Source organism: Propionimicrobium sp. PCR01-08-3 (genome assembly GCF_030286045.1).
Taxonomy (GTDB): Bacteria; Actinomycetota; Actinomycetes; order Propionibacteriales; family Propionibacteriaceae; genus Brooklawnia.
In genome coordinates, this window is record NZ_CP127390.1 from 252,747 (window position 1) to 277,847 (window position 25,101).

Here is a 25,101-nt window from a genome sequence, read left to right on the forward strand (position 1 = left end):
AAGAGGCCTATCCGGCTAGATCCAACCGGGCAACCACATGCGCAGGCTCCACATGGTTCTGGTCATCAACTGATCGGTGAGGATCGGGTAGATGAACCAGAAGTCGGCGACGATCGCCAGCACGATCACCCCGACGATGATTGCGCCCTTTCTGCGTCTTGGTCCGCCGTCGGTGGGGCCGAGGATCTTGCCGAGCACCATAGCCAGCACCGTCGCGGTGAACGGGATGATCATGATCGCGTAGAAGAAGAACAACGGACGATCGGCATTCGGAAACCACATCAGCCACGGAGTGAGCCCGGCGACGATCGGCATCGCGAACCGCCAGTCGCGTCCCAGCCACCACAAACCCAGGCCGATCACCAGGGCAATGAGCGCGAACCACCACAACAGCGGCGTCCCTGCGCCCGAGATGACCCGCAGGCAGGTGTCGCCTCCGGTGGCAGAGCAGCCGTCGACCCCGGGCTGGATGTCGTTGACCGCGTCGATGCCGATCACCCGGCCCATCCACAACCAGGTCGCCGGATGTGCCTCATAAGTGTGTGTCTGCTCGGCGATCCACTCGCCGGTATGAAAGCCGTAGATTTCGCGGTGATAGTAGGCAAGCGAGCCCAGCGCGTCCCCAAAATGACGCACCCAGAAGTCGTCCGGATGGCTTTCGCCGTAGTCGCGCCCCCAGCCGCCCGGCGTGGTCAGCCATGACCACCAACTGGCGACGTAGACCAGCCCTGCGGTGACGACCATCGAAATGAAGGCGAGTGGTGCGTCCAGAAGCATCGACTTGAACGCTTTCTTGGACGCCCCGGCGGTGTGCCGCGAGGTGATGTCGTAGACGACGGCCATGATGCCCATCGCCGCCAGCACATAGACGGCATTCCATTTGCAGGCGATGGCCAGCCCGAACATCAAACCGGCGGCCCAGCGCCACGGACGCCACAGCAATAGGGGTCCGTACGACCCGCCGAGATCTTGCAGGTCGTGCTTTCGCAGATAGTCGGCGAGTTTGTGTCTGAACCAGTCGCGGTCTGCTACCAGACAGGCCACCGCCAGCACCGTGAAGGTGGCCTCGAAGATGTCGAGCAGGGCGATGCGGCTCATCGTGAAACTCAGCCCGTCGACGGTGATGAACAGCCCGGCCATGCCGCCGACCAGGGTGGAGCGGGAGAGCCTGCGGGCCATCCGGATGGTCGCCATCACCAAAATCGTGCCGAAGACCACCGCCGAGATCCGCCAGCCGAAACTGTTCATGCCGAAGATGTCTTCACCGGCGGCGATCAGCCACTTACCCAATTGCGGGTGGACGACGAACGATGCGGTGTTGGTGTAGATGTCGGTGATTCCGGCCGCGACTTGGTCGTTCGCGTCCTTGGGCCAGTCTGCCTCGTAGCCGAGTTGCAGCAGCGTCCAGGCATCCTTGGCGTAGTAGGTCTCGTCGAAGACGAGGTTGTTCGGACGCGCCAGGTTGACGATGCGGATCGCGAACGCGAACGCTCCGAGGAGAATGGTCACCAGCCAGCTGAGCGCCCGGTCCTTGCGCAGGATCGCGGCATCGTCCAGTCGTTCGATGGTCGGCAGCAGCGGATCGGCATGAGTGCCGCGCACCCGCCCGGTCAGCACCTTGGGCAGCCCGGCCAGCGTCTGAGGCAGTCGGGTCAGCGCACCGAGCAGCCGGTCAGGCAGGGGAAGACTCACCCGGCCATCTTAGGTCCGCTACCCTGACAGGCATGAGCAGAGCCGAGTTCCAGCCAGGTCAAGGGCGGCTAGTGCTGGCCGGCACTCCGATCGGGGACGCGCAGGACGCGTCTCCTGCGCTGGTTCGGGCCTTGGGTGAAGCCGACGTGATCGCCGCGGAGGACACCCGGTTGCTGCATACGTTGCTCCTGCGACTCGGCATCACTACCGAAGCTTCGGTGATCAGTTTTTTCGAGGGCAACGAGGCGTCCCGGGTGCCCGGCTTGATTGCCGATATGGCGGACGGCAAGGTCGTGCTGGTGGCGACCGATGCCGGAATGCCGTCGGTGAGCGACCCGGGATACCGGTTGGTGACTGCGGCGATCGAGGCAGGTATCCCTGTGACCGCGGTTCCGGGGCCCTCTGCGGTGCTGACCGCGCTCGCCATCAGCGGGCTGCCGGTCGACAGGTTCTGCTTCGAAGGCTTTCTGCCCCGCAAACCCGGCGAGCGCCGCCGCCGACTCGCTACTCTCGCAGCCGAGCAGCGCACCATGGTCTTCTTCGAAGCTCCGCACAGGTTGGCGGATTTTCTCGCCGACGCAAGCGCGGCCTTCGGGGCCGATCGTCCGGGCGCCATCTGCCGTGAGTTGACGAAGCCTTACGAGGAAGTGATCCGCGGGCCGCTTTCGGAGTTGGTGACCTGGGCCCGGGAATCGGCGCGGGGTGAGATCACCCTCGTCATCCAAGGCGCTCCCGAGATTGCAACCAGTTGGGACGATGCTCTCGGCCAGGTCGACATCTTGATGGCCGGCGGCACCAAGCTTTCTGCCGCGGTTGCGGAGGTTGCTCAGGTGACGGGGCTCAGGCGCCGGGAACTGTATTCGAGGGCGCTCGCAGCCAGGACGATCGAGTCTGAGATGGGGACGAAGTGAGCGAATCTGTCATTGAACGGCTCGGCCTGCCCGAGTTGCCGGAGGCACTGCCGCGTCCGACCACCGACTCGCATACGCATCTCGACTCCACGCAGGAGTTCTCCGGCCTGCGCACGGCGGACAATATCGAGGCCGCCGCTTCGATCGGCGTGCACCGGATCGTCCAGATCGGCTGTGACGTGCAGAGCTCGCAGTGGGCGGTGAACCTCGCCGCGAACTGCCCACAGGTGGTCGCGGCCGTGGCCATTCACCCCAACGATGCCGCGCGGATGTCCGACGCCGACGCCGAACAGGCCTGGCGAGTGATCGACTCTCTCGCATCCGCCGGACGCCACGTGCGGGCGGTGGGTGAGACCGGACTCGACTATTTCCGCACCCGTGACGCGTCCGGTATCGCGCGCCAGAAAGTGATGTTCGTCCGGCATATCGCCACCGCCAAACAATATGGGCTCACCCTGGTCATCCACGACCGGGACGCGCACGGTGACATCGCCGACATTCTGGACGCGGAAGGCTGGCCCGAACGCGTGGTCATGCACTGCTTCAGCGGGGACGCCGAGTTTGCCCGCCGATGCCTCGACCACGGCGCCTGGCTGAGCTTTGCTGGAAACGTCACCTACAAGGCGAATCACCAGATGCGCGAGGGGCTCGCGATCGTCCCCCTCGACAGGATCCTCGCCGAGACCGATGCGCCTTATCTGACGCCGATCCCGCACCGGGGCAAGGCGAACGCGCCCTATCTGATGGCGCACACGGTTCGATTTCTGGCCGAGCAGAAAGGTGCCGATCTCGCCGAGTTCTGCACTCAACTTGACGTTAACGCGACCGCAGCTTTCGGTGGACGCTGGGGTGTGAGCATTCGTGGCTGAGTTGCTCGACCCCCGGACGATCCGCCGGCTCGCCGATCAGATCGGGCTGCGTCCCACCAAGCAACGCGGGCAGAACTTCGTGGTTGACGCCAACACGGTGCGCAGAATCGTCGCGAAATCCGGTATCACTTCGGACGACGTCGTGCTCGAGGTCGGGCCGGGGCTGGGTTCGCTCACCTTGGGGTTGCTGGAAACCGGGGCCCAGGTGACGGTCATTGAGATCGAGGACGCGCTGGCTCGCCTGTTGCCCGAGACCGTGCGGAGTCTGCAGCCTGCTGCCGCCGAACGATTACGGGTGGTAAGCGCGGACGCCCTCCAGGTGCGCGAAGTGCCCGGCCCGGCCCCGACGGCTGTCGTGGCGAATCTGCCCTACAACGTGGCGGTTCCGGTGGTGCTGCACCTGCTCGAGACCTTTCCGGATTGGCGGACCGGGTTGGTCATGGTGCAACTCGAGGTCGCTGACCGGCTGGTCGCTGCGCCCGGGTCGAAGGTCTATGGGGTGCCGAGCGCCAAACTCGCGTGGTATGCCTCGGCTGAGCGCGTGGGCACCGTGCCTCCGACCGTGTTCTGGCCGGCGCCCAATGTGGATTCCGGGCTGGTGCGCATTGTCAGGCGTCCGGCCCCGGCGACTACCGCAACCCGTGAGCAGGTCTTTCGGGTGATCGACAAGGCGTTCGCGCAGCGCCGCAAGATGCTGCGTTCGGCCTTGTCGGGGCTGTTCGGGTCGTCGGCTGCCGCGTCCGAGGCCATCGTCGCCGCCGGCCTGGATCCGACCGTTCGCGGAGAGATGCTGCCGATCGAAGACTTCGTCCGGATCGCCGAGCAGTTGCGGGAGGACGAGCGATGAGCGGGCCCGACAGCTCGTCTTTGCTGGAATGCCCTCACTGCTGCGAAGGCCGTGATACCCGGGAATCGGTGGAGGCTGACGATGCCTGACAGGAGCGATCTGGTTGTCGAGGTACCGGCGAAGGTGAACCTCGCGTTGTGTGTCGGGCCGCGCCGGGCGGATGGATATCACGAGCTGGCCACGCTGTTTCAGGCGGTCTCGCTCTATGACGAGGTCGCTCTGTCCGCCCGAGATGACGGGCAGATTCGACTGGCCATGACCGGCGAGGGCAGCGAAACTCTTGCCTGTGACCAGACCAACCTGGCGATGCGCGCCGCAGTGCTGATGCGTGAGCGAGCCGAGGCTCCCCCGGGGCTGGGGGCCGATATTCGGATTGACAAGCATGTTCCGATGGCCGGCGGGATGGCCGGGGGATCGGCCGATGCCGCAGCCGTGCTGGTGGGCTGCAACGCATTGTGGGGGCTGGGTCTGTCGCTGGATCAGCTTGCGGCACTCGGTGCCGAGCTCGGCAGCGATGTCTCGTTTCTGGTCTATGGCGGCAACGCCTTGGGTACCGGACGGGGAGAGAAGCTCGCACCGCAACCCGCAGGCGGACAGTTGGAGTGGGTCTTCGCAACGGCCCCACGGGGATTGTCGACCCCGCTGGTCTACCGGACATTCGATGACATGGCCGCTCAGGGGCGGATCAGGCCGAACGTCGAGCTTCCCGATGAGGCCCTTCGCGACTTGTGCTCCGGCGAAGCTCAACGGGTCGCACCCTGGCTGCGCAACGATCTGCAGGCCGCCGCCTTGGAGCTCTATCCCGAATTGGCTACCACGTTGGAGGCCGGACGATCGGCCGGTGCCCTCGCGGCAATCGTCAGCGGATCGGGCCCGACCTGCGCGTTCTTGGCCACCGATGCAGCAGCCGCCGACCGTTTGGCCGAGCAGCTGCCGGGTTTGTCGTCCGAGGTACGTGACGTGCGTCGGGCGCATGGCCCGGTGCCCGGCCCCCAGGCGCGAGTGGACGGATGAGATCTGTCCGGCCGCGGCTATCTGTGATTCAATCCCTATGTGGACGAAGTCGACGAATTGGTTGCGGCCTGGCAACGTGAGCGCCCCGATCTGGATGTCGAGCCGATGCAGATCTGGTCGCGGATAACCCGCCTTGCCCAGCTGCAGAACCGCGTCCGTGCGGAGTCGTTCGCTGCCCATAGTTTGCAGGCCTGGGAGTTCGATGTGCTCGCGGCGCTTCGGCGTTCGGGGAGGCCCTATCAGCTGACGCCCGGGCAATTGCTCGACAAGACCCATGTCACGTCGGGGACCATGACCAACCGCGTCGACCGGCTCTACGCGCGCGGGCTGGTGAACAGGACGGCGAACCCGCATGATGGACGCGGCGTGCTCGTCCAATTGACCGATGACGGCCGCGAAAAGGTGGACGCCGCCCTCGCGGATCTGGTGTCGGCCGAGGCCCGCATCCTCGCAGACCTGGACAGCCGAAACCAGGACGATCTGGCGCTCGCACTGCGGAGCCTCCTACTGGCCGCCCAGCAATAGCGGCGATCTGCCCCGCGACCCGGGCTTAGCCGGCCTGGTTGGAAGCAGTGAACAGACCACTGCGGTTGTGCGCAAAATAGTGCACACTTCTGCACGGTCTGTTGCCTGCAGCGAGCTGAGGTCGGGTACTCGCTCCTGTCACTCATGAGTCGGCCCGGCGACCGCGCGACCTTATGCCAGACCACCGTCGGCCTGCTTCACGGCACGAAAGGCGAAGTGGCCTGGTGCGGATCTATTTACTCAGTTCTTTGGCCGGTGGCCTCGCGTCTGATTCGTCCTGGCCCGCCTGCCGGGCATTCTCGGCATGACGATCGCGCGCCAAACTGATCAGCCGAGGCGAGTGCTGTAGGCCCGATAGTCCGTTCCAGATCAGATTCACCAACTGCGCGGCCAGCTCCTCTTTGGGCGGCTCGCGCAGGTCGAGCCACGACTGGCCCGCCGAGGCGACCAGACCGACCAGACCCTGAGCGAACACAGATCCGAGTTGCGGATTGTAGCCGCGGCGAGTGAGCGGCAACGCCAAGATATCGGCCACATGCGCGGTGATGTCCGACAAGATGGACGCAAAAGTCGGGCTCGCGTTGGCGACCGATGAGGTCTTGCTCGTCGCCATGGACGAGTCGCGGGAGATGATGCGGAATCCGTCGGGGCAAGCATCGATGTAATCCAATAGCGCGAGGGTGCCCCTCTCGATGATCTCGCGATAGTTGGCGTTAGGCGTAGCCAAGGCCCGCTGGATGGCGGTCTCCAAGGCCCGCACCTCACGGTCGACGACCACCGCGTAGAGACCTTCCTTGCCACCGAAATGCTCGTAGACGACCGGCTTGCTGACCTCCGCGTGGGCCGCGATCTCTTCGACGCTGGTGCCATCGAATCCGCGGTCGGCGAAAAGGCCGCGGGCGATCTCAATGAGCTGCTCACGCCTCTCGGCGCTGCTCATCCGCCTGCGGCCACGACGCGCACGCTGCGAATCAGCCGGACTCATGCGTCCAGTCTTTCACAGCGCTCGGACGCCGACTTCCGCGACCGGGCTCGTGGCGATTCCGCGCCGACGCGCTGCTTCTTGGCGCTATTCGGTCTCGGTCGTAGATAGATGCCAAGGCGACATGGCTATTGAGGGCGATGCCTCCGGATGTGGCGATTTGTGCCTCGGGATGTGCCGTAGGGTAGTCTCATTCACGCACCAAACCGATCCCTGGTTGGTCTGCCGGCAGGGCCCGCCTGACTTTGAATCAGGACTAGCGACGCAGGTTCGACTCCTGCCCAGGGAGCTCAAACGCCTAGTGAGACCGGGTTTGAAGGTCTCGCTAGGCGTTCTTGTTTGGGCTAGTTGGTCGATTGTGTGTGCGATGTGTGTGCAGTAGCTTCCGAAAGCTGGTTGGCGATGGCCTCGAAGGTCGCTCGCTGCTCGCTTTCTTTCATGTGTGTGTAGACCGTTGACGTCACTCCGATGGAGGAATGGCGAAGCGCTTTCGAGACGTGCAAGATGTCAGCTCCCGATTCCCAGATCAAGGTTGCGGCGACATGCCTGAGGCCATGGAAGGTCATGGGAGGAAGTCCCTGAGCTTTGACGATCTTGCCGAACCAGTACGTGGGCAGTTGAGGGTCAAGCGCACCACCAAGTTCATCGGTGAAGACGTGCCCTTCGGACGCCCAGGCGTCACCGGCATCCTGACGTTCGAGATCCTGCCTGAACCGCCATGCCTTCAGAGCTTCGAGTGCCGGGGCCGATAGCGCGACGACGGCTGCGCTCGATGCGGTCTTGGGAGTCTGTTCCGTCGGCACACCTCCAACCCTCACCCGATTGTGTTGGATGGTCAGGGTCTGTTCGGTGAAGTCCACGTCATCCCAACGCAGACCGCACACCTCGCCACGCCGGAGGGCGGCGTACAAGGTCAGTTCGTACATCGGGCCGAGACGATCGGTTGACACGGCTTGGAAGAACCTTGCCACGTCATCTGGGCTCCAGATCGTACGGGTCTCCTTTTGAACGGTTGGTGTGTCAACCGATCGGGCGATGTTCGTCTCGATCAGACCGTCCTTGACTGCGCCGGTCAACACCGATTGCAGCGTGGCCACGATCCGTTTGATCGTCACCGCTCCGCGTCCGTCCTTGGCCAGATCATCGACAAAGCTCTGTACGTGCGAGCGCCGAAGCTCAGCAATCTTGACGTGCCCCAGCTGGGGGATGATGTCATTGACGAGGTATGCCCTGTACTGTGCCGCCGTCGTCGCTTTGAGCGGGCGTGCTCCCATCGTCGTGCGGCGCTCCAGCCAGATAGGCGCGTATGCGGCCAGGGTCGTCTCAGACGGCTTCCGGAGGCGTCCTTGGTCCTTGGCTACCCTGTCGGCGTTCAATGCCGTCTGAGCTTGCTTGAGGGTGGGGTAGCTCCTGCCATTGATGACTCGGCGCTTGCCCGTCTGCGGATCGTAACCGTTCGAGACGCGGTAGCTCCAGCGGCCATGCTTGGGGTCGGTCAGCATCTTGGGGCAGGCGTTGGCTCGCTGCTCGGCAGATGGCTTCTGGGGCAGGTTGCCGTATTGCCTGCCGTTCTCGTCACGGCAGCCGCATCGCCTGTAAAGACCGTTGGCCATGTCAGGCTTCCTTGTAAGGGCCGACCGTGGGGCCGAGGTCATAGCCACCACGCCATGCCCTGTTGGCTATCTTCCAGGCGTCGTTCGGAGTCACCAGCCCGTTGGGTCCCGATCCTGGGTAACCGGCTTCGGCGTAGGCAACCCGTATAGCCTCGTCGGGACCTTCGGGATGCTCCCGGAACACCCGGGCCATTCTTGCCATCTCGCCATAATCGGGTTCATCACCCTGGAGGTTGCGCATGGCCTCCCATACTTGGTAGAGCGCCCACCTGAGCCTGGTGGCGTGCTGCTTATAGGTACGTTCGGCGGTGGCGATGGCCGCTTCTTTGAAGTGGCTTTCATAGTCGATCTCGTTGATCGCATCGGTGAGCACCTCACACACTTCCTGTCTGGGAACACGAGCCCTGTACCGGTAGTCGGCGTCGGGCGTCTCGGCTACCTCGGCATGGGGGAACAGTGCTCGGAGATCCTGGGGATCACGTGCCCGGACTTGGAGCATGGAGTGATCATTACGATCCTGCACCAGTGAGATGAAACCCTTCGTGGTGAAAATCCACATATCTGATCCTGCTCTCTCTTCTCGGGTTAGTCCTGCGGATGACGTGATGGCCGGCGCCGGTTGCCACGTCCGACTCGGGCCTCGGCGATCAGACCACGCTGCCGGGCGTTCTTCGTCCACTTGTCGATGGTCCAGACGGTGACTCCGTACCGAGCAGCCAAAGCATCTCTCCTCGGGATTCCGGAGACGGTTTGTGGCCCCAGTTCCTGCCATGCGGCGGCGTACTCTTCGGGCGTCGGCATCCCGTCGATCCGTGCTTCACCGGGTTCCAGCTCTGCAAGGGTCAGTGCCAGGAAGACCGGCTGCCCGTCGGTGAACTCCGTGTCCACACGGGAGAGGTACACCTTGGCCATGTCAACCAGATCACGCAAAGGAACCTGGGCCAGAGCGTCGGTATCAACCACCAGCTGCGGGCGCCCGATGTTGCGGATGCGGAAGTCGGCTATCGCCTTGCGATCCGGGGTCAGCACGATATGCCACTGCCAGCCGCTCTGTGGTTCGGTGATCTGGACAACCGAGTCATTGCCGATCAGATTGCCATGTTCATCGTGCTCCGGCCGTATGTATCCGGAAACCTGCCAGTTTGTATAGCGTCCGCGCATGGGTACAAACTAACACCATTGAAGTTTGTTTGCAACCGGATGAACATAGGCCTCATGAATGAATACGAAACGCAAGCGGTCATGTCAACCACTGAACCACTGCGAAAGACGGTAACCGTTGAAGAAGCTGCCCGGATGATCGGCATCGGGCGGAGCGCGGCCTACAGGCTCGTCCGTACGGGGGAGCTCCGCTCGGTGAGAATCGGTCACCGGATCGTCATCCCCTTGAAGGCAATCGATGAACTACTTGCCGCATAACCACAGCAACAAGAAATGAGAATTGAAATGCTCAAGAAAAGCACTTACCCGGAACCGAACTTCGTCCCCGAGAACTCGGGTGACACGATCTATATCCCGGACGCCGACAAGTTCTGCGAGCCTGTTGGTGAGAAGGACGGCGTGCTAATCGGTGTGACCTATGTAGGCGAGATGATCGAGATCACCGGCAACTACGAGCGGATTCCGAGCTACGAGTATCCGGCCTGGCACGAGGACTACTACCGGCAGAAGTGTGCCAAGGAAAATGAGCAGAAGGTCATCGACTTCAAGAATGGCTTTGCTTCTCGGCTGCGGGAAAACATCGTGATCTCGGTTCGTCAACAGCGTGAGCAGGACGTGATGAAAGAACTCCAGCACGACGGAATTGCCCTACCGCTGGGGGACCATACTGAACCGAGCAGACCACTGGGCAGGTTCAGCTTCTCTTGGCGCCTGGTGGAGAAATCCCCGGACTTCAAACCCGTTAATGAGGTGGTCGATATCTGGACTACGACTGCGGACGGCAAGGACCACGGGCATGGCATTTGGAACAGATTCACCTTGCTCGGTTTCCGGGGTGAAATACCGGTTGCGATGCAGGGCGGCGAGGTGGTCGAGGTCACCGAGGATAAGTGGGAATGGCAGTACCCCATCGAGGGCACATCGTTCGCTGCCTGGGTTCGTGATCTGGAGCAAGAACGGGAACGCACCTACAAGGCGGGCCTGCTCGATCGGCTCCAGGCCGAGATCGTCATCAAGCCTGCGGACGGCCATGAGCGCGAGGTCCTGGAGGATCTGCGCTTGGAGGGTTGGGCACGTGTCCTGACCAGGAACAAGGGCAGCTATGCCCTCGCCCGCGAAACCTTTGGCACCAGCGCGTCGTGAAGCTGAAGCGGGCCCGGCAATTGCCAGGCCCGCAGTGTAGTAGCTCCCTACGGGAGCAATTCTAACAAAATTAAAGCGGGTCCCGACGCCCGGACGGGACCCGCTAGGAGGTAGGACCATCATGATAAATAACAGCCCTTCAAGAAACATTCTATCAAAAGTAGATGCACTTCTCACTATTTTCCGGATGCCTATTTTCGCGCTATTCGCGTTGGCCGGCGTGGAATTGATCGCGTCTGCTCTCGGCATCGAATGCATGGCCTATTGGGGGCTCGGCCTGACGACGGGACTGTTCTGTTTCCGCGGAGGGCGAGAACGGCAGAAGGAACAGGAACGGGAGCGGGAACAGTAAACCTTTGTTCATGAAAGTTGATCGGTATATGATTAACTTATCAAGGAACGAAAGCACCGCACTTGCAAATAGATCCGAAAGTTCGCCTAGGGAGAGGGGTGAACAACCAAGAAGGGAAACAATTACGGTGCTAAACAACGTAATAGCGCAACCGTCCGACCTGATCAGCCGTGATGAGGTCATGGAACTCGCCGGAGTTTCCAATGTCATCGTCTCCAGGTGGTGGTCCAGCGGCAAGCTGGCCAAGTATCAGGCCGAGGGTTCGCGCAAGGCTTATGCCTCGCGTGCCGAGGTCCTGGATCTGATCACCCCGAAGCGGGTGAACTGATGAAATCAGCCACAGAATTGCAACAGCCCCCGGCGGAGTTAGACCGGGGGCCGCATGCAGGAGAGAATCAGCAATCTCAAGGTTCAGATTCAGGTTCAGAACACGTTGCCAATAATACCCCAATCGGTGCTATGGCGGCCTTCGGCCTGACTGCCGACGTCATCCCGCTTTGGGGTGAGAACCGTACCTCGCCTAGCTCTGGCCCGTTCGCACCTGGCGACGTGCCGGACGTGGAGCCGGACCCGACCGCGTATGACTATGCCCGCATGATCCAGCGCTCCGATACGGAGGATCATGCTGCTGACCACCATGATCGGCTTGAAGCCGAAGCAAGGGCAGGTGATCCGGACGCTCTGGACGAGCTGGCCAGGCCGACAGCACGGCGCTTGCTGGAGCTCGGGCGCACGCCTGGGGTGATCCCGCTATATAGGCAGATGCGGTTCAACCAGGCGGTGGCCCCAGCCTCACGGGAGATCATGCGCCGTCAGCTTGACGGTGATGTGATGAGCGATCCCGAACAAGTGCGCGTGGTCGAAGAGCACATGGCTGCTATCGATGAGCAAATCCGCTCGGAGGGTCACCGTATAGCTATCTCTGAATCACGTGGGGACATCCCCGATGTGCCGATGGAGGCTGGTGGTGGGGCGATCCTGGACGCTGCTGAACTGCCAGTTGCGGTGTGGGGATCTGGTCAAAACGTTCTGCTGGCCGATGGGGAGGCATTGCTGATCGGTTCCCCACAAGGCGTAGGCAAGACGACCTTGGCACAGCAGTTGGCCTTGGGATTATGCGGACTGGACAGCTATTCGGAGCTGCTCGGGCTTCCTATTAAGGAGTTGGGTGGTCCTGTTCTTTATCTTGCAATGGATCGCCCACGCCAAGCGCGCCGATCATTCACTCGCATGGTGTCCGAGGCCGATCGGGAATTGCTGGACAGCCGTTTGGTGCTCCGTGCCGGCCCGCCACCGGCGGACCTGGGGCTTGTGCCTGAGACCTTGGTGCGGTTGTGCACGGAAGTGAACGCCAAGGCGGTCGTGATCGACTCCCTGAAGGATGCCGCCATTGGCCTGTCTGATGACAAGGTCGGAGCTGGCTACAACAGAGCCCGGCAGCTCGCCATCGCTTCGGGCGTTCAGATTATCGAACTGCATCACACGCGCAAGCAGCAACAAGGCATGGCCACCAAACCGACGATCGATGACATCTACGGATCAACCTGGTTGACATCGGGAGCCGGTTCGGTGATCTTGCTCGATGGCAATCCTGGTGATCCTGTCGTCCACTTTCACCACGTCAAGACCCCAGCCGAAGAGGTCGGCCCGTTCGATGTTCATCACGACCACTTGTCCGGGCGTTCGTCTGTGTGCTCGCAACCCTCGCTGGTTGACATGGCCCACAACGAACCGATCACAGCGAAGGATGCCGCCAAGCTGCTCTACGGCTCGATCGAGCCCGGAAAGGCCGAGATTGAAAAGGCCAGGCGGAAACTTTCGGATCTCGAAAAGGCCGGCACCTTGATGCAGTTGGCGGAGCGAACGCCCAGCGGCGCGGCGCTTTGGAGCGCGTCATGACAGCTAAACAAAGTGCCTATCAGGGTTCCCTCAGGGTCACGGTCAGGGTCACGTAAGGGTTTTTTCCCGAGGCTCACGGTTGGGCTCACGCAGGCTCACGCTCCCATGTAAACGGCCTTGTCAGCGGGGTCACGCGAGGGTCACGGAGGGTCACGCACGCATCACACACCAGGGGGTCACGAAATCCCCTATCTATAGATAGGGGATGCGTGACCCGGCCACTTACAAGAAACAAGAAGACCAAGAGATAAGAGGTTCAAAATGCAAACAATGTCGGAACGGATACTGAACGCTGGGGTGCCGGACGCCCTCAGGAAGCTGGACGACCTCGCCGTGCATAGCAAGAGCCCTGCTATCCGCCGGATGGCTCGGGAGAGTGCTGACGATGCCCGAAGGCAAGGTGCTGGTGGTGGTCTGTTCAGCAGCAGTGCCCGTGCTGCTCGTGCTGCCCGAGCTGCGCGTGACGCGGAGGACGAGGCATACGAGAGAGTATGTGCCGAGGTGGCGGAGCTGGACCGCAAGAACAAGCGCCGTCCCGAAGGTTCGCCGTTCATCCGGTGCAGTGCCACATGTGCGAACGGTAACCCTTGCCGGAACAACTCCGGGACCGACGGACTGTGCGTGAGGCACCGCGAGGTGGCGGAACGCCGGGCTGCGGAGGAGGAGAAGGAGGAGAAGGAGGCAGTCCGACCAGCAGTGGCCAAGCAGGTCAAACTGCCGATCAGGCCGATCAAGCGGCCCTCGCCGGCGGGTGCGGGCGCGGGCACGGCCCCGGAGCCCGTCCCCAAGGAAGAGATGGCTGCGGCTGCTGCGGCCCGCAAGAAGTCGCGCGCTGAGCGCAAGGCGCAATATGCCGCACGGGTGGCGGAGCTGGAGCTGGAGCACGGGCGTGATGGTGCCGGTGGTGCCGGTGATGGTCAGGGTGTCGGCGCCTTATGATGCGCTGTAGGCGTGTTCTGACGAGGGAAGAACCCCGGCCTAGGAGTTGATCCTAGGGCCGGGGTTCCTTCGTTTTGTGTAAGAAACGGTCGGCGTTTCTAGACCTTGAACGGGACGTGGTGGGGTGTGGGGCGTACCCTCGCAGACGGTTTTCTATAGGACAACGTGAATATTCTGGATTCATGACTACAGGGCCAGGGAAACGCCAGCAGGCACTGCTGCGGGCCGTCCACGAGGCGGGCGATCGGCCTGTGCTGGTGGTTCCACCTGGAGCTGCTATCAGTGACGCGGTGACTTGGCGCAAAGCTGCCAAGGCGTTGGCGGTCAAGGGCAAGCTCAGAGCCATCTACATCCGGCAGAAGGATGTCCGTGGACGCTGGCGCCGGCGGCTGGCGGTCGTGTCGGTTGACAGTGGCAACTTCGGAAACGTGCTGCCCAATAACAAACCTGATTGGGTGGCGATCGCTCCGCCCTCCGTCTGCTCGGAAGTCCGGGACCTGCGCCAGGCATTGATCGGCGCGCTCCTGGGCGAGTTCGTCAACCGGCCGACCGCCGAGAAGCTGTTTGCCGAGGCGATGGAGTACACCGCGGCCCATGGCCCCCAACCCGTTGATCACGGCTAGCGCCGACTAGCGCCGACGCCGTCGCCCGCCTGCGAAAGTGTGTGCAATGTGTGTGCACACTGCTGGGGATTGTGGAATACGGGACGGCATCAGCGGGCATGAAATGACCATGAATCGGTACGTGTGAACACCTGAAAACACGGCCTGACTAGGTATTACTTATCTTTGAATCAGGACTAGCGACGCAGGTTCGACTCCTGCCCAGGGAGCTGGAATAGCAGCAACCGATGCAAGGGCTTAGAGTTGAACCGCGCGCCGAAGAACAAGCGGCGCCACCCCTGCCCGGCCGTTGGCCGGGACGCATTGTGGTGAAGGAGATTTGGTGAGCACTACTCCAGCTCAAGCCCCCGTGGCTGCCGTCATCGTATTGGCGGCAGGTGGCGGTACTCGAATGAAATCGAAGAGTTCGAAGCTGCTCCATCCGGTCGCAGGCCGCGCGATGCTCAGCTATTCACTCGACGCTGCTCAGACCCTGAATCCCGACAAGTTGGTCGTGGTCGTCGGTCACATGCGCGAGCAGGTGGAAGCGCTTCTCGAAGAGAGCTATCCGCAGGCAACCATCGTCGAGCAGCCCGTGCGCAACGGAACCGGTGGCGCGGTGGCCTGTGGCATGCAGGCCCTCGGCGACATCAACCGCGAGGTTGTGGTGACCTATGGTGACGTGCCGATGCTGAGCGGCGAGACATTGGCCCAGTTGGTGGCCACCCACCGCGAGGGCGGCAACGCCTGCACCGTGCTGACCGCGGTTGTGCCCGATCCGACCGGGTATGGACGCATCGTCCGCGAAGGTGGTCAGGTCGCGCGCATCGTCGAGCATCGCGACGCCACTGAGGCCGAGCGGCAGATCCGGGAGATCAACTCCGGCATTTACGTGTTCGACAGCGCCGTCCTGCGCGACGGGCTCGCCAATCTCGAACCCGACAACGATCAGGGCGAGCTCTACCTGACCGACGTGCTCGGTTATGCCCGGCTGCATGAACGCAACGTCGGCGCGTACATGACCGACGACATCTGGCAGACCGAGGGCGTCAACGATCGCGTCCAGTTGGCCCGAATGAACGCCGAAGTCAACAGGCGGATCCTGGAGCACTGGATGCTCGAAGGCGTCACCATCGTCGATCCGCACACCACGTGGATCGAGGCGGACGCAGACCTCGAACCTGACGTGACCATCTTGCCCAACACCCAGCTGCTCGGCGCCACCTCGGTGGCCACGGGCGCGGTCATCGGCCCCGACACCACGCTGCGCGATGTCGAGGTCGGCGAGAACGCCCACGTGATCCGTACTCACGGCGAGCTGTCGGTCATCAACGCGGACGCCGAAGTCGGCCCGTTCGCGAGATTGCGTCCGGGAACCGTGCTCGGCGCGCACGGCAAGATCGGAACGTTCGTGGAGACCAAGAATGCGCAGATCGGGGACGGCTCGAAGGTGCCGCACCTGACCTATTGCGGCGACGCGTTCATCGGTGAGGGCGTCAATGTGGGCGCCGGCACGATCTTCGCCAACTATGACGGCTCTCACAAAACTCCTACCCACCTGGGCGATTGCGTGTTCATCGGCTCGAACTCGGTGCTGGTGGCGCCGGTCGACATCGGCGACGGCGCATTCGTGGCGGCCGGCTCGGCAATCGTCGAGGATGTGCCTGCCGGTGCCTTGGCCATCGCCCGCGGACGAGAGCACCTCTCGTCCGATTGGGTGCTTCGTAAACGTGCAGGGTCAGCGGCCGCTGATGCTGCCAGCGATTCTGCCGGGGAGATCCATTCCGCGGTTGCCGAAGCTCGCGCCGCGTTGCGTGAAGAAAACCAGGAGGATGATCAGTGAGCGGTGTGAAGCGTCCCACGGACAAGCACCTGATGCTATTCACCGGGCGGGCCAACCCCGAGCTCGCCCAAGCCGTGGCCGAGCTCATGGGGGTCGAGCTGACGCCCAGCCGCTTGATCACCTACGCCAACTCCGAGGTCTACGTGCGTTACGAGGAGTCGGTGCGCGGTTCGGACGCGTTCGTCATTCAGTCGCATCCGGCCCCGGTCAACGAATGGCTGATGGAGCAGCTCATCATGGTGGACGCGCTGAAGCGCGCCTCCGCCAAGCGGATCACCGTCGTCGCACCCTGCTACCCCTACGCGCGGCAGGACAAGAAGCATCTCGGACGCGAGCCCATCTCGGCCCGCCTGATCGCGGACCTGTATTGGGCGGCCGGCGCCGACCGGATCATGAGCGTCGACCTGCACACCGCGCAGATTCAGGGCTTCTTCAACGGTCCGCTCGATCACCTGACTGCCCTGCCGGTGCTGGCCGACTACGTGAAGACCAAGTACGACTGCGAAAAGATGACCATCGTGAGCCCCGATGCGGGACGCGTCCGGTTGGCCGACAACTGGAGTGATCGGCTGCACGCACCACTGGCGATCATCCACAAGCGGCATGATCCGACGGTGGCCAACGAGGTCAAGGTGCACGAGGTCGTCGGTGAAGTCGCCGGACGCACCTGTCTGCTGGTGGACGACATGGTCGACACCGCCGGCACGATCTGCCAGGCGGCCGAGGCATTGTTCCAGCACGGTGCGGCAAAGGTCATCGTGGCCGCGACCCACGCGATCTTGTCGGGGCCTGCAGCTCAGCGGCTGAACGTCGTGCCATTCGAGGAAGTCATCTTCACCAACACGCTGCCCGTTCCCGACGGCGTGCAGGTCGAGAACATGACGGTGCTCTCGGTGGCGCCGTTGCTCGCCCAGGCGATTCACGAGGTCTTCGAAGACGGCTCGGTTGCCAGCCTTTTCGATGGGGGCTCCCAGTACTGCTAACGTTGGCCGTGCACTTGGCGAGGGGAACGCGTATGCGAACCCGTGATCGACTGGTTGGCGGCCCACTTGCGGCCGCGTCCTCCTCCCGAAGACTTACGGAGTTGAGGAGATAGCGATGGTTGATGTCATCGATCTGAGCGCGGAAGCCCGCGAAGAGTTCGGCAAGGGCGCTGCCCGCCGTATCCGCCGTGCCGACAAGGTGCCGGCTGTGCTGTATGCCAATGGCCACGAGCCGGTGCATGTCACCTTGCAGGGTCACGAGTCGATGCTGGCGCTGCGCCAGGCGAACGCGCTGCTGAACGTCAAGCTGCCCGACGGCACCGAGCAGTTGGCGCTGCCGAAGCAGGTCGTCCGCCACCCGGTGTCGGGCAATCTGGTGCACGTTGATCTGCTGATGGTCTTCCGCGGCGAGCGGGTCAGCGTTCAGGTGCCTGTCGTCATCATCGGTGAGGCCGTGCCCGATGCCCTGGTCAACACCGAGCGCAACGAGATCACCCTGAACGCGGAGGCCACCAACATTCCGTCTCGCGTGGAGGTTTCGATCGAGGGCCTGCAGGTCGGATCGCAGATCATGGTCGGCGACATCGCGCTGCCCGAGGGCGCCGAGCTGGACGATGATCCCGAGGCTCTGGTCGTCAGCATCAACGCTGCGGCTTCGGTCGAGGACATGCTCGAGACCGGTGAAGAGGCGGAAGAGGTCGTCGAGGAGCCCGAGGCCGCCGAGGGTGAATCCGAGGAGTGAGCACCTGGCTGCTCGCAGGGCTGGGTAACCCCGGCCCGGAGTATGAACGAACCCGGCACAACGTCGGATTCATGATCGCAGATGAGCTCGCCCGGCGTGCCCGGGCGAGCTTCTCCGCACCCCGGGGCATGCGTGCCTCGGTCGCCGAGACCGTGATTTCGGCAGCGGGTGTGGGTGTGCCGCCCGGCGACAAGTTGGTGCTGACGAAACCCCGAACCTTCATGAACGAGTCGGGTCAGGCCGTCGGCAAACTCGCGTCCTTCTTCAAGGTGCCGCCCGACCATGTGATCATCGCGCACGATGAGATCGACCTCGAGTTCGGTCAGCTACGCGCCAAGTTCGGTGGCGGAGACAATGGCCACAACGGGCTGAAGTCGGTGCGCGCGCATCTGCGCACCGGCGACTTCTACCGCGTCCGGTTCGGGGTCGGACGCCCAACCGGCCATCACGCGGCCGCGGGCTATGTGCTCGACAGATTCCCGGCGTCCATGCGCGAGGATCTGGCGGTCGAGGTGCAGCGGGCCGCGGACGCCTGCGAGACCCTGATGACCGAAGGTCTCCCGGCCACCCAGAACAAGTTCAACAGTTGACCACTCGACCTAGGCTGGACCGGTGAGCTTCCGGGGACTTTTCACAACACTTGCGGCCGATCGCGGCGTAGCCGAGGCCATCAGTGACGCCAAGGCGGGGCTGTCCGCGAACGAGCTGGATTGCGCGCCCGCCGGGCGTCCACCATTGATTGGCACCCTCGCCGCTGCCACCGATCGTCCGATACTCGTTGTCACGTCCACCTTCAGGGAAGCCGAACAGCAGACCGCTGTGCTGGGTTCGCTGCTCGGCGAAGACCAGGTGACCTACTACCCGGCCTGGGAGACCTTGCCGCACGAGCGCCTCAGCCCGCGCTCCGATACGGTCGGACGCCGGCTCGCCGTGCTGCGCGCCATCAAAGGCAAAGGTGAGCAGCCCGCACCCAAAGTTGTGGTCGCACCGATCCGCTCGATGCTCCAACCTCAGGTGGCAGGGCTGGCAGATCTGCGTCCGGTGGCTCTCAAAGTCGGCGCCGACTACGAGATGAGCAGGCTGACCGCCGATCTGGTGGCGGCCGCCTACCAGCGCGTCGACCTGGTCGAACGACGTGGCGAATTCGCGGTCCGTGGCGGCATCGTCGATGTCTTTCCGCCCACCGAAGAGCACCCGGTCCGAATCGACTTCTTCGGCGACGAGATCGACACCATCACCTACTTTCATGTCGCCGACCAACGCTCGACCGACGACACCGTCGACCGGATCATCGCCGCCCCCTGCCGCGAGCTCCTGCTCACCAAGAAGGTGCGGGCCCGCGCCGCCGCGCTGATCGACGACCACCCCGAACTCTCCGAGATGCTGGAGAAGATCGCCGAAGGTCAGGCGACCGAGGGCATGGAGGCCCTGATTCCGGCGCTGGTCGACAAACTCGAGCTTCTCATCGATGTGCTTCCACCTAGCACATTGATTCTGGTGAACGATCCGGAACTGGTGCGTACCCGCGCCGAGGATCTGGTGCGCACCAGCCTGGAGTTCTTGCACGCGGGCTGGGCATCGGCCGCGTCCGGAGGCAAGGCCCCCATCGACATGGGTGCCAGCGCCTACCAGCAGCTCGCCGATGTGCGCTCGCACGCGCTGGAGCGCGGCCAGAGCTGGTGGTCACTGTCGCCATTCGTCTCCTCCCCAGATGCCGAAGACACCGAGCAGCTGGGCTTGGCAGATGTCGGTAGCTGGCACGGCGACGTATCGGGTTTCGTGCAGCAGATCAGCCAAGATGTCTCCGACGGCTGGCGGGTGCTGCTCAGTGTGGAGGGCTCCGGCCAGGCGAGCCGCATGGCCGAAGTGCTGCGTGACAACGACATTCCCTCACACATCGTGGACGATCTCGACCAGCTGCCGGAGCCGGAACCGGTCGTGCAGATCTTTCGCAGTGGCATGCATTCCGGCTGGCGGGCACCCGGCATCAAACTGGTCGTCCATGCCGCGAGCGACATCACGGGCGCCCTGCCGACCGCCGAACGCTCGGCCCGCAAGATGCCTACCAAGAGGCGCAACCAGGTCGTCCCGATGGAGCTCAAGAAGGGCGACCCGCTGGTACATCAGCAGCATGGCGTCGGACGCTACGTCGAGATGGTCACCCGGACGGTGGCAGGTGCTACCAGGGAGTACCTGGTGGTCGAATACGCGCCGTCGAAGCGCGGCCAGCCCGGCGACCGGCTCTACGTGCCGATGGATCAGCTGGACGAAGTCTCCCGCTACGTCGGCGGCGAAACCCCGCAACTCGACAAGATGGGCGGGGCCGACTGGAAGGCCCGCAAATCCCGCGCCCGCAAGGCGGTTCGCGAGATCGCGGCCGGGCTGATCAAGCTCTACGCGGCCCGGCAGGCCACCAAGGGCCACGCCTTCGGGCCGGACACCCCGTGGCAGCGCGAGCTGGAGGATTCGTTCAGTTTCACCGAGACCCCCGACCAGCTGTCGTGTATCAACGACGTCAAACACGACATGGAGCAGATCATCCCGATGGACCGGCTGGTCTGTGGCGATGTCGGCTACGGCAAGACCGAGATCGCGGTGCGTGCCGCGTTCAAGGCCGTGCAGGACGGCAAGCAGGTCGCCATCCTGGTTCCGACCACGCTGCTCGTCCAACAGCACACGCAGACCTTCGCCGACCGCTATGCCGGGTTCCCGGTGACCATCGCGTCCTTGAGCCGCTTCCAGTCGGCGGCCGAGACCAAGAAGACCATCGAGGGCCTGGCGTCCGGACGCGTCGACGTGGTGATCGGCACCCACCGGCTGCTCAGCGAGTCCGTGCATTTCAAGGATCTCGGCCTGGTGATCGTCGACGAGGAGCAGCGGTTCGGCGTCGAGCACAAGGAGGCCCTCAAGAAGATGAGGGTGAACGTCGACGTGCTGTCGATGAGCGCCACACCCATCCCGAGGACGCTCGAGATGGCGGTCACCGGCATCCGCGAGATGTCGACCATCGCCACCCCGCCGGAGGAACGCCACCCGGTGCTGACCTTCGCCGGGGGCTATGACCAAGGTCAGGTGGCCGCCGCGATCAGACGCGAACTGGCTCGTGAGGGCCAGGTCTTCTATGTGCACAACCGGGTGCAGGATATCGAGAAGGTAGCCGGCGAGATCCGCCAGGCGGTGCCCGAGGCGACCATCGTCACCGCGCACGGCAAGATGGGGGAGCGGGCACTCGAAAAGGTGATGTTCGACTTCTGGGAGCGCCGCATCGATGTGCTGGTCTGCACCACCATCGTCGAGGCGGGCATCGATGTTTCGACCGCCAACACCTTGATCGTCGACCGGGCCGACCGGATGGGCCTGTCGCAGCTGCATCAGCTGCGCGGCCGGGTCGGACGCAGCCGCGAGCGTGGCTACGCCTACTTCTTGTATCCGCCCGAGAAGCCGTTGACCGAGACCGCGCATGACCGGCTGTCGGCGCTGGCCGCCAACAACGACCTGGGCGCGGGCATGGCGATCGCCATGAAGGACCTGGAGATCCGCGGTGCCGGCAACCTGCTGGGCGACGAACAATCCGGGCACATCGCCGATGTCGGCTTCGACCTCTACATCAGGATGGTCGGCGAAGCCGTCGCCGACTACCGCGGCGAGGATACCGGCGAAGAAGAAGCCGAGATGCGCATCGAACTCCCGGTGGACGCCCACCTACCCACTGACTACGTCGAATCGGAGCGGCTACGCCTCGAGATGTATCGCAGACTCGCAGAAGTGCGTAGTGAGGACGACATCGCTCAGGTTCGCGACGAGTTGTGTGACCGGTACGGCCCGTTGCCGGCGCCCACCGAGGCGCTGCTCGACGTGGCCCGATTCCGGCTGGCCTGCCGCGAGGCCGGCATCACCGAGGTCATGGCCCAGGGCAATTTCATCCGTTTCGCCCCGGTCGCCGAGCTGCCCGAATCGCGCCAGCTGCGGCTGCAGCGCGTCCATCCGGGAACGTTGATCAAGGCGCAGGCAAATGTCGCGCTGGTGCCGCGTCCACGCACCAGCGGAGTGCCCAGCGTCGCCGTCGAAGGCGAAGACCTGTTGAAATGGGCGTCCCAGGTGGTGGCGATCTTCAATACGAGGCAACTGGCGAGTGCCCGCACATGACCCGAGTAGACTCGCCGATGTGAAATCTTGCATGAAGGTGCTTACCGGAGCAGCGCTGGGGGTTGTCGGGGTTGCGGCACTGAGCGGGTGCTCGCCTGCGAGCGGAACCGCGGCGCTCGTCAACGACGTCGCGATCCCTGATGCTCGGGTCACGTCGTTCGCGGAAGGCTGCTCGGCGGTCTTGGCGTCGTCGCCTCAGCTTGCCCAAAGCCCCAACCAGCTGCGTCCGCAGATGGTCAAGTGGGCCGTGCTCGATGAGATGAGCCGTCAGCAAGCCGAGCAGATGGGCAGCAATGCGCCCGACGATGCGCAGATGCGGGACTACATCGAGCAGTCCGGGCTGAGCCAACTGCTGGGGAACGGCGAGTGCGCGGAGGCGGCGCTCGGGGTCGCCAGGCATGATCTGATCGCGCTGAGCCTCGGCTCGAATATGGACTCCTACTTCGGGGCATACACCGTTGAGGTCAACCCCAGATACGGCACCTGGGACCAAGCCAATCTCGCGGTGAGCGGCTCGGGTTCGCTGTCGGAGCTGGTGGATCTTTGAGCGAACCGTACCCTCGTGCGTCGCATCATGAGCCCTCCTCACACCCCCTGGTCAGTTCTGGTGGGCCTTCGAGCGAGCTGCATGAGCAGGACCGGTACGACGACATCATCACCGACGGGGACGTTGCCGGTGTCGGTGAACATTTGAGCGAACTGCAGAGGCTCGCCGGGGTGATGCAGCGGCTACGTGCCGACTGCCCTTGGGACGCGAAGCAGACCCACCGGTCGTTGGTGACCCATCTGATCGAGGAAACCGCCGAGGTGGTGGACGCGGTCGAAGCCGATCCGATCCAGGACACCGATCTGCGAGAAGAGCTCGGTGATCTGCTGATGCAGGTCTACTTTCATGCCGAGATCGCCCGGCGTGATGGCCGCTTCGATATCGAAGACGTCGCCCGCGGCATCTGCGACAAGCTCGTCGCCCGGCACCCCTGGGTTTTCTCCCAGGCCGACGATCCGGACGATCTGGCCGGCACCTGGGAACAGGCCAAGCAGGCCGAGAAGAAGAGGACGAGCGCTCTCGAGGGCATCCCCGAATCATTGAATACGCTGGCCAGAGCCGGAAAGGTGGTCTCGCGCAGCCGGGCCATGCAGGTTCCGGTCGAGCTGGCATCGGAGCCCATCACCGCGGACGCCGGGCGCGAGATCCTGGCGATCGTCCAACGGGCCCAGGCGAGTGGGGTGGACGCAGACCAGGCCACCCGCGATGCACTGCGCGTCCTGGAAAACCAGGTGCGTGAAAACGAGTTGCACTCACGAGCGTCAGGTTCGTGATGCACCCGATACGCTAAGTAATGGATTAGACAATCCGATCTGTACAAAGAAAGGGTAGACACCCGTGGCACTTATCGAATACATCGAGGCCCGCGAAATTCTTGATTCGCGCGGCAACCCCACCGTTGAGGTAGAGGCCTTGCTGGACGACGGCTCGTTCGCAGTCGCAGGGGTCCCGTCGGGTGCGTCCACCGGCGCCTTCGAGGCGGTTGAACTGCGCGATGGCGACGAAAACCGCTATGGCGGCAAGGGCGTTCAGAAGGCCGTTGACAACGTCAACGAGACCATTTACAAGGAGGTCGTCGGCTGGGACGCGACCGACCAGCGCGGCCTGGACGACGCGATGCTCGCATTGGACGGCACCGACAACAAGGGCAAGCTGGGCGCGAACGCCATTCTCGGCGTATCGCTCGCTGTTGCTCGCGCAGCCGCCGAGTCGGCTGAGCTGCCGCTGTACAAGTACCTCGGTGGCCCGACCGCCAACCTGCTGCCCGTGCCGATGATGAACATTCTCAACGGTGGCGCGCATGCCGACTCCAACGTCGACATCCAGGAGTTCATGATCGCCCCGATCGGTGCGCAGAGCTTCGCCGAGGCACTTCGCATGGGCGCCGAGGTTTACCACGCACTCAAGTCGGTGCTCAAGGAGCGCAAGCTGTCGACCGGTCTGGGCGACGAGGGCGGCTTCGCCCCGAACCTGGATTCGAACCGTGAGGCACTCGATCTGATCGAGGACGCCATCAAGGCCGCCGGATATCAGCCGGGCAAGGATGTCGCCCTGGCTCTCGACGTCGCCGCGAGCGAATTCTTCGATGACGACAAGTACCTGTTCGAGGGCGAGAAGAAGGATTCCGCCCAGATGATCGAGTACTACGAGAAGCTCGTTGCCGACTATCCGCTGGTGTCGATCGAGGATCCGCTGAACGAGGAAGACTGGGATGGCTGGGCCGTCATCACCGAGCGCATCGGCGACAAGGTGCAGCTGGTCGGCGACGACCTGTTCGTGACCAATGTCGAGCGCCTGCAGCGCGGCATCGACGGCGGTGCGGCCAACGCTCTGCTGGTCAAGGTGAACCAGATCGGTTCGCTGACCGAGACCATCGACGCCGTCACCTTGGCGCACCGCAACGGCTACTCCACGATGATGAGCCACCGTTCGGGCGAGACCGAAGACACCACGATCGCCGATCTCGCTGTGGCACTGGGCTGCGGTCAGATCAAGTCGGGTGCCCCGGCTCGTGGCGAGCGCATCGCCAAGTACAACCAGCTGATCCGTATCGAGCAGGAGTTGGATGACGCGGGCGCCTATGCCGGCGCTTCCGCCTTCCCGCGGTTCAACCCGGAACAGTGGTGATCATCACTTCGAACAAGATCGAGTGAGGAACAAGCCTTCATCCGTCGAGGGCCGCGCGGTAGGCGGAAAGCGGCGGATTCAGGACAAGGTTGCTTGTTCTTCGCGAGATCGAGAATGGGTGGCGACGCGAAGTGCTGCCCCCCAAGTGAGTGATTGCTGAATCT

The 25,101-nt window shown here is 63.4% G+C and carries 24 protein-coding genes and 1 tRNA gene; 20 read left to right on the plus strand and 5 right to left on the minus strand.

Annotation, left to right across the window (positions count from 1 at the left end):
- Window positions 1-15: 15 nt before the first annotated feature.
- Window positions 16-1,575: a dolichyl-phosphate-mannose--protein mannosyltransferase gene (locus QQ658_RS01200; protein WP_286027141.1), complete on the minus strand. Its 1,560-nt coding sequence runs from the start codon at window positions 1,573-1,575 to the stop codon at window positions 16-18.
- A gap of 149 nt (window positions 1,576-1,724) precedes the next feature.
- On the opposite strand from QQ658_RS01200, the gene rsmI reads away from it, so the two are divergent.
- The 5 genes from rsmI to QQ658_RS01225 all read left to right on the plus strand — a co-directional run bounded on the left by rsmI (window position 1,725) and on the right by QQ658_RS01225 (window position 5,858).
- A complete protein-coding gene (gene rsmI, locus QQ658_RS01205) occupies window positions 1,725-2,603 on the plus strand; it encodes a 16S rRNA (cytidine(1402)-2'-O)-methyltransferase (protein WP_286025870.1) in 879 nt (292 codons plus the stop codon).
- The gene (locus tag QQ658_RS01210) at window positions 2,600-3,472 is read left to right on the plus strand and encodes a TatD family hydrolase (RefSeq protein WP_286025871.1); all 873 of its coding nucleotides are present in this window, start codon (window positions 2,600-2,602) and stop codon (window positions 3,470-3,472) included. The genes rsmI and QQ658_RS01210 overlap by 4 nt, the downstream gene beginning before the upstream one ends.
- The gene (rsmA, locus tag QQ658_RS01215; protein ID WP_286025872.1) at window positions 3,465-4,319 is read left to right on the plus strand and encodes a 16S rRNA (adenine(1518)-N(6)/adenine(1519)-N(6))-dimethyltransferase RsmA; all 855 of its coding nucleotides are present in this window, start codon (window positions 3,465-3,467) and stop codon (window positions 4,317-4,319) included. Before QQ658_RS01210 ends, rsmA begins: the two co-directional genes overlap by 8 nt.
- Before the next feature lie 81 nt (window positions 4,320-4,400).
- Window positions 4,401-5,333, plus strand: a complete 933-nt coding sequence (locus QQ658_RS01220) for a 4-(cytidine 5'-diphospho)-2-C-methyl-D-erythritol kinase (RefSeq protein WP_286025873.1) — start codon at window positions 4,401-4,403, stop codon at window positions 5,331-5,333.
- 39 nt (window positions 5,334-5,372) lie between these two features.
- Window positions 5,373-5,858: a MarR family winged helix-turn-helix transcriptional regulator gene (locus QQ658_RS01225; protein WP_286025874.1), complete on the plus strand. Its 486-nt coding sequence runs from the start codon at window positions 5,373-5,375 to the stop codon at window positions 5,856-5,858.
- 232 nt (window positions 5,859-6,090) lie between these two features.
- On the opposite strand, the gene QQ658_RS01230 is transcribed toward QQ658_RS01225, so the two are convergent.
- The gene (locus QQ658_RS01230) at window positions 6,091-6,843 is read right to left on the minus strand and encodes a TetR/AcrR family transcriptional regulator (RefSeq protein WP_286025875.1); all 753 of its coding nucleotides are present in this window, start codon (window positions 6,841-6,843) and stop codon (window positions 6,091-6,093) included.
- Window positions 6,844-7,050: 207 nt separating this feature from the next.
- Between QQ658_RS01230 and QQ658_RS01235 the strand changes: the two genes are divergently transcribed.
- Window positions 7,051-7,129: transfer RNA gene (locus QQ658_RS01235), tRNA-Gln, on the plus strand.
- A gap of 55 nt (window positions 7,130-7,184) precedes the next feature.
- On the opposite strand, the gene QQ658_RS01240 is transcribed toward QQ658_RS01235, so the two are convergent.
- The 3 genes from QQ658_RS01240 to QQ658_RS01250 are packed head-to-tail and all read right to left on the minus strand — an operon-like array spanning window position 7,185 to window position 9,614.
- The gene (locus QQ658_RS01240; protein ID WP_286025876.1) at window positions 7,185-8,453 is read right to left on the minus strand and encodes a tyrosine-type recombinase/integrase; all 1,269 of its coding nucleotides are present in this window, start codon (window positions 8,451-8,453) and stop codon (window positions 7,185-7,187) included.
- Window position 8,454: 1 nt separating this feature from the next.
- A complete protein-coding gene (locus tag QQ658_RS01245; protein ID WP_286025877.1) occupies window positions 8,455-9,012 on the minus strand; it encodes a hypothetical protein in 558 nt (185 codons plus the stop codon).
- Between the two features lie 26 nt (window positions 9,013-9,038).
- The gene (locus QQ658_RS01250; protein ID WP_286025878.1) at window positions 9,039-9,614 is read right to left on the minus strand and encodes a hypothetical protein; all 576 of its coding nucleotides are present in this window, start codon (window positions 9,612-9,614) and stop codon (window positions 9,039-9,041) included.
- 81 nt (window positions 9,615-9,695) lie between these two features.
- Between QQ658_RS01250 and QQ658_RS15320 the strand changes: the two genes are divergently transcribed.
- The 14 genes from QQ658_RS15320 (at window position 9,696) to eno (ending at window position 24,937) form a co-directional block, all read left to right on the plus strand.
- The gene (locus QQ658_RS15320) at window positions 9,696-9,872 is read left to right on the plus strand and encodes a helix-turn-helix domain-containing protein (protein WP_353057971.1); all 177 of its coding nucleotides are present in this window, start codon (window positions 9,696-9,698) and stop codon (window positions 9,870-9,872) included.
- A gap of 27 nt (window positions 9,873-9,899) precedes the next feature.
- Window positions 9,900-10,757: a hypothetical protein gene (locus QQ658_RS01255; protein ID WP_286025879.1), complete on the plus strand. Its 858-nt coding sequence runs from the start codon at window positions 9,900-9,902 to the stop codon at window positions 10,755-10,757.
- 187 nt (window positions 10,758-10,944) lie between these two features.
- On the plus strand, window positions 10,945-11,109 hold the full coding sequence (locus QQ658_RS01260; protein ID WP_286025880.1) for a hypothetical protein: 165 nt from the start codon (window positions 10,945-10,947) through the stop codon (window positions 11,107-11,109).
- 219 nt (window positions 11,110-11,328) lie between these two features.
- The gene (locus tag QQ658_RS01265; RefSeq protein WP_286025881.1) at window positions 11,329-13,008 is read left to right on the plus strand and encodes an AAA family ATPase; all 1,680 of its coding nucleotides are present in this window, start codon (window positions 11,329-11,331) and stop codon (window positions 13,006-13,008) included.
- A 621-nt stretch (window positions 13,009-13,629) separates the two neighbouring features.
- The gene (locus tag QQ658_RS01270; RefSeq protein ID WP_286025882.1) at window positions 13,630-13,947 is read left to right on the plus strand and encodes a hypothetical protein; all 318 of its coding nucleotides are present in this window, start codon (window positions 13,630-13,632) and stop codon (window positions 13,945-13,947) included.
- A 182-nt stretch (window positions 13,948-14,129) separates the two neighbouring features.
- The gene (locus QQ658_RS01275; RefSeq protein WP_286025883.1) at window positions 14,130-14,570 is read left to right on the plus strand and encodes a hypothetical protein; all 441 of its coding nucleotides are present in this window, start codon (window positions 14,130-14,132) and stop codon (window positions 14,568-14,570) included.
- Between the two features lie 322 nt (window positions 14,571-14,892).
- On the plus strand, window positions 14,893-16,392 hold the full coding sequence (gene glmU / locus QQ658_RS01280) for a bifunctional UDP-N-acetylglucosamine diphosphorylase/glucosamine-1-phosphate N-acetyltransferase GlmU (protein WP_286025884.1): 1,500 nt from the start codon (window positions 14,893-14,895) through the stop codon (window positions 16,390-16,392).
- Window positions 16,389-17,375, plus strand: coding sequence for a ribose-phosphate diphosphokinase (locus tag QQ658_RS01285; protein ID WP_286025885.1), 987 nt, complete (start codon window positions 16,389-16,391; stop codon window positions 17,373-17,375). The genes glmU and QQ658_RS01285 overlap by 4 nt, the downstream gene beginning before the upstream one ends.
- 115 nt (window positions 17,376-17,490) lie before the next feature.
- Complete coding sequence (locus QQ658_RS01290; protein WP_286025886.1) at window positions 17,491-18,117, plus strand: 50S ribosomal protein L25/general stress protein Ctc; 627 nt, start codon at window positions 17,491-17,493, stop codon at window positions 18,115-18,117.
- Window positions 18,114-18,707, plus strand: coding sequence for an aminoacyl-tRNA hydrolase (gene pth / locus QQ658_RS01295; RefSeq protein ID WP_286025887.1), 594 nt, complete (start codon window positions 18,114-18,116; stop codon window positions 18,705-18,707). Before QQ658_RS01290 ends, pth begins: the two co-directional genes overlap by 4 nt.
- A gap of 22 nt (window positions 18,708-18,729) precedes the next feature.
- Window positions 18,730-22,263, plus strand: a complete 3,534-nt coding sequence (mfd, locus tag QQ658_RS01300) for a transcription-repair coupling factor (protein WP_286025888.1) — start codon at window positions 18,730-18,732, stop codon at window positions 22,261-22,263.
- A gap of 19 nt (window positions 22,264-22,282) precedes the next feature.
- Window positions 22,283-22,810, plus strand: a complete 528-nt coding sequence (locus tag QQ658_RS01305; protein WP_286025889.1) for a hypothetical protein — start codon at window positions 22,283-22,285, stop codon at window positions 22,808-22,810.
- Between the two features lie 173 nt (window positions 22,811-22,983).
- Window positions 22,984-23,583: a nucleoside triphosphate pyrophosphohydrolase gene (locus QQ658_RS01310; protein ID WP_286027142.1), complete on the plus strand. Its 600-nt coding sequence runs from the start codon at window positions 22,984-22,986 to the stop codon at window positions 23,581-23,583.
- A gap of 64 nt (window positions 23,584-23,647) precedes the next feature.
- Complete coding sequence (gene eno / locus QQ658_RS01315; RefSeq protein WP_286025890.1) at window positions 23,648-24,937, plus strand: phosphopyruvate hydratase; 1,290 nt, start codon at window positions 23,648-23,650, stop codon at window positions 24,935-24,937.
- Window positions 24,938-25,101 lie beyond the last annotated feature (164 nt).

Excerpts from the sequence above, each read along its gene's own strand:
- rsmI (WP_286025870.1), top strand. The coding sequence starts at position 1,725 with ATGAGCAGAGCCGAGTTCCAGCCAGGTCAAGGGCGGCTAGTGCTGGCC.
- QQ658_RS01245 (WP_286025877.1), bottom strand. The coding sequence starts at position 9,012 with ATGTGGATTTTCACCACGAAGGGTTTCATCTCACTGGTGCAGGATCGT.
- QQ658_RS01240 (WP_286025876.1), bottom strand. The coding sequence starts at position 8,453 with ATGGCCAACGGTCTTTACAGGCGATGCGGCTGCCGTGACGAGAACGGC.
- QQ658_RS01275 (WP_286025883.1), top strand. The coding sequence starts at position 14,130 with ATGACTACAGGGCCAGGGAAACGCCAGCAGGCACTGCTGCGGGCCGTC.
- QQ658_RS01290 (WP_286025886.1), top strand. The coding sequence starts at position 17,491 with ATGGTTGATGTCATCGATCTGAGCGCGGAAGCCCGCGAAGAGTTCGGC.
- QQ658_RS01250 (WP_286025878.1), bottom strand. The coding sequence starts at position 9,614 with ATGCGCGGACGCTATACAAACTGGCAGGTTTCCGGATACATACGGCCG.
- QQ658_RS01220 (WP_286025873.1), top strand. The coding sequence starts at position 4,401 with ATGCCTGACAGGAGCGATCTGGTTGTCGAGGTACCGGCGAAGGTGAAC.
- QQ658_RS01260 (WP_286025880.1), top strand. The coding sequence starts at position 10,945 with ATGCCTATTTTCGCGCTATTCGCGTTGGCCGGCGTGGAATTGATCGCG.
- QQ658_RS01230 (WP_286025875.1), bottom strand. The coding sequence starts at position 6,843 with ATGAGTCCGGCTGATTCGCAGCGTGCGCGTCGTGGCCGCAGGCGGATG.
- QQ658_RS01310 (WP_286027142.1), top strand. The coding sequence starts at position 22,984 with ATGCAGCGGCTACGTGCCGACTGCCCTTGGGACGCGAAGCAGACCCAC.
- QQ658_RS15320 (WP_353057971.1), top strand. The coding sequence starts at position 9,696 with ATGTCAACCACTGAACCACTGCGAAAGACGGTAACCGTTGAAGAAGCT.
- QQ658_RS01255 (WP_286025879.1), top strand. The coding sequence starts at position 9,900 with ATGCTCAAGAAAAGCACTTACCCGGAACCGAACTTCGTCCCCGAGAAC.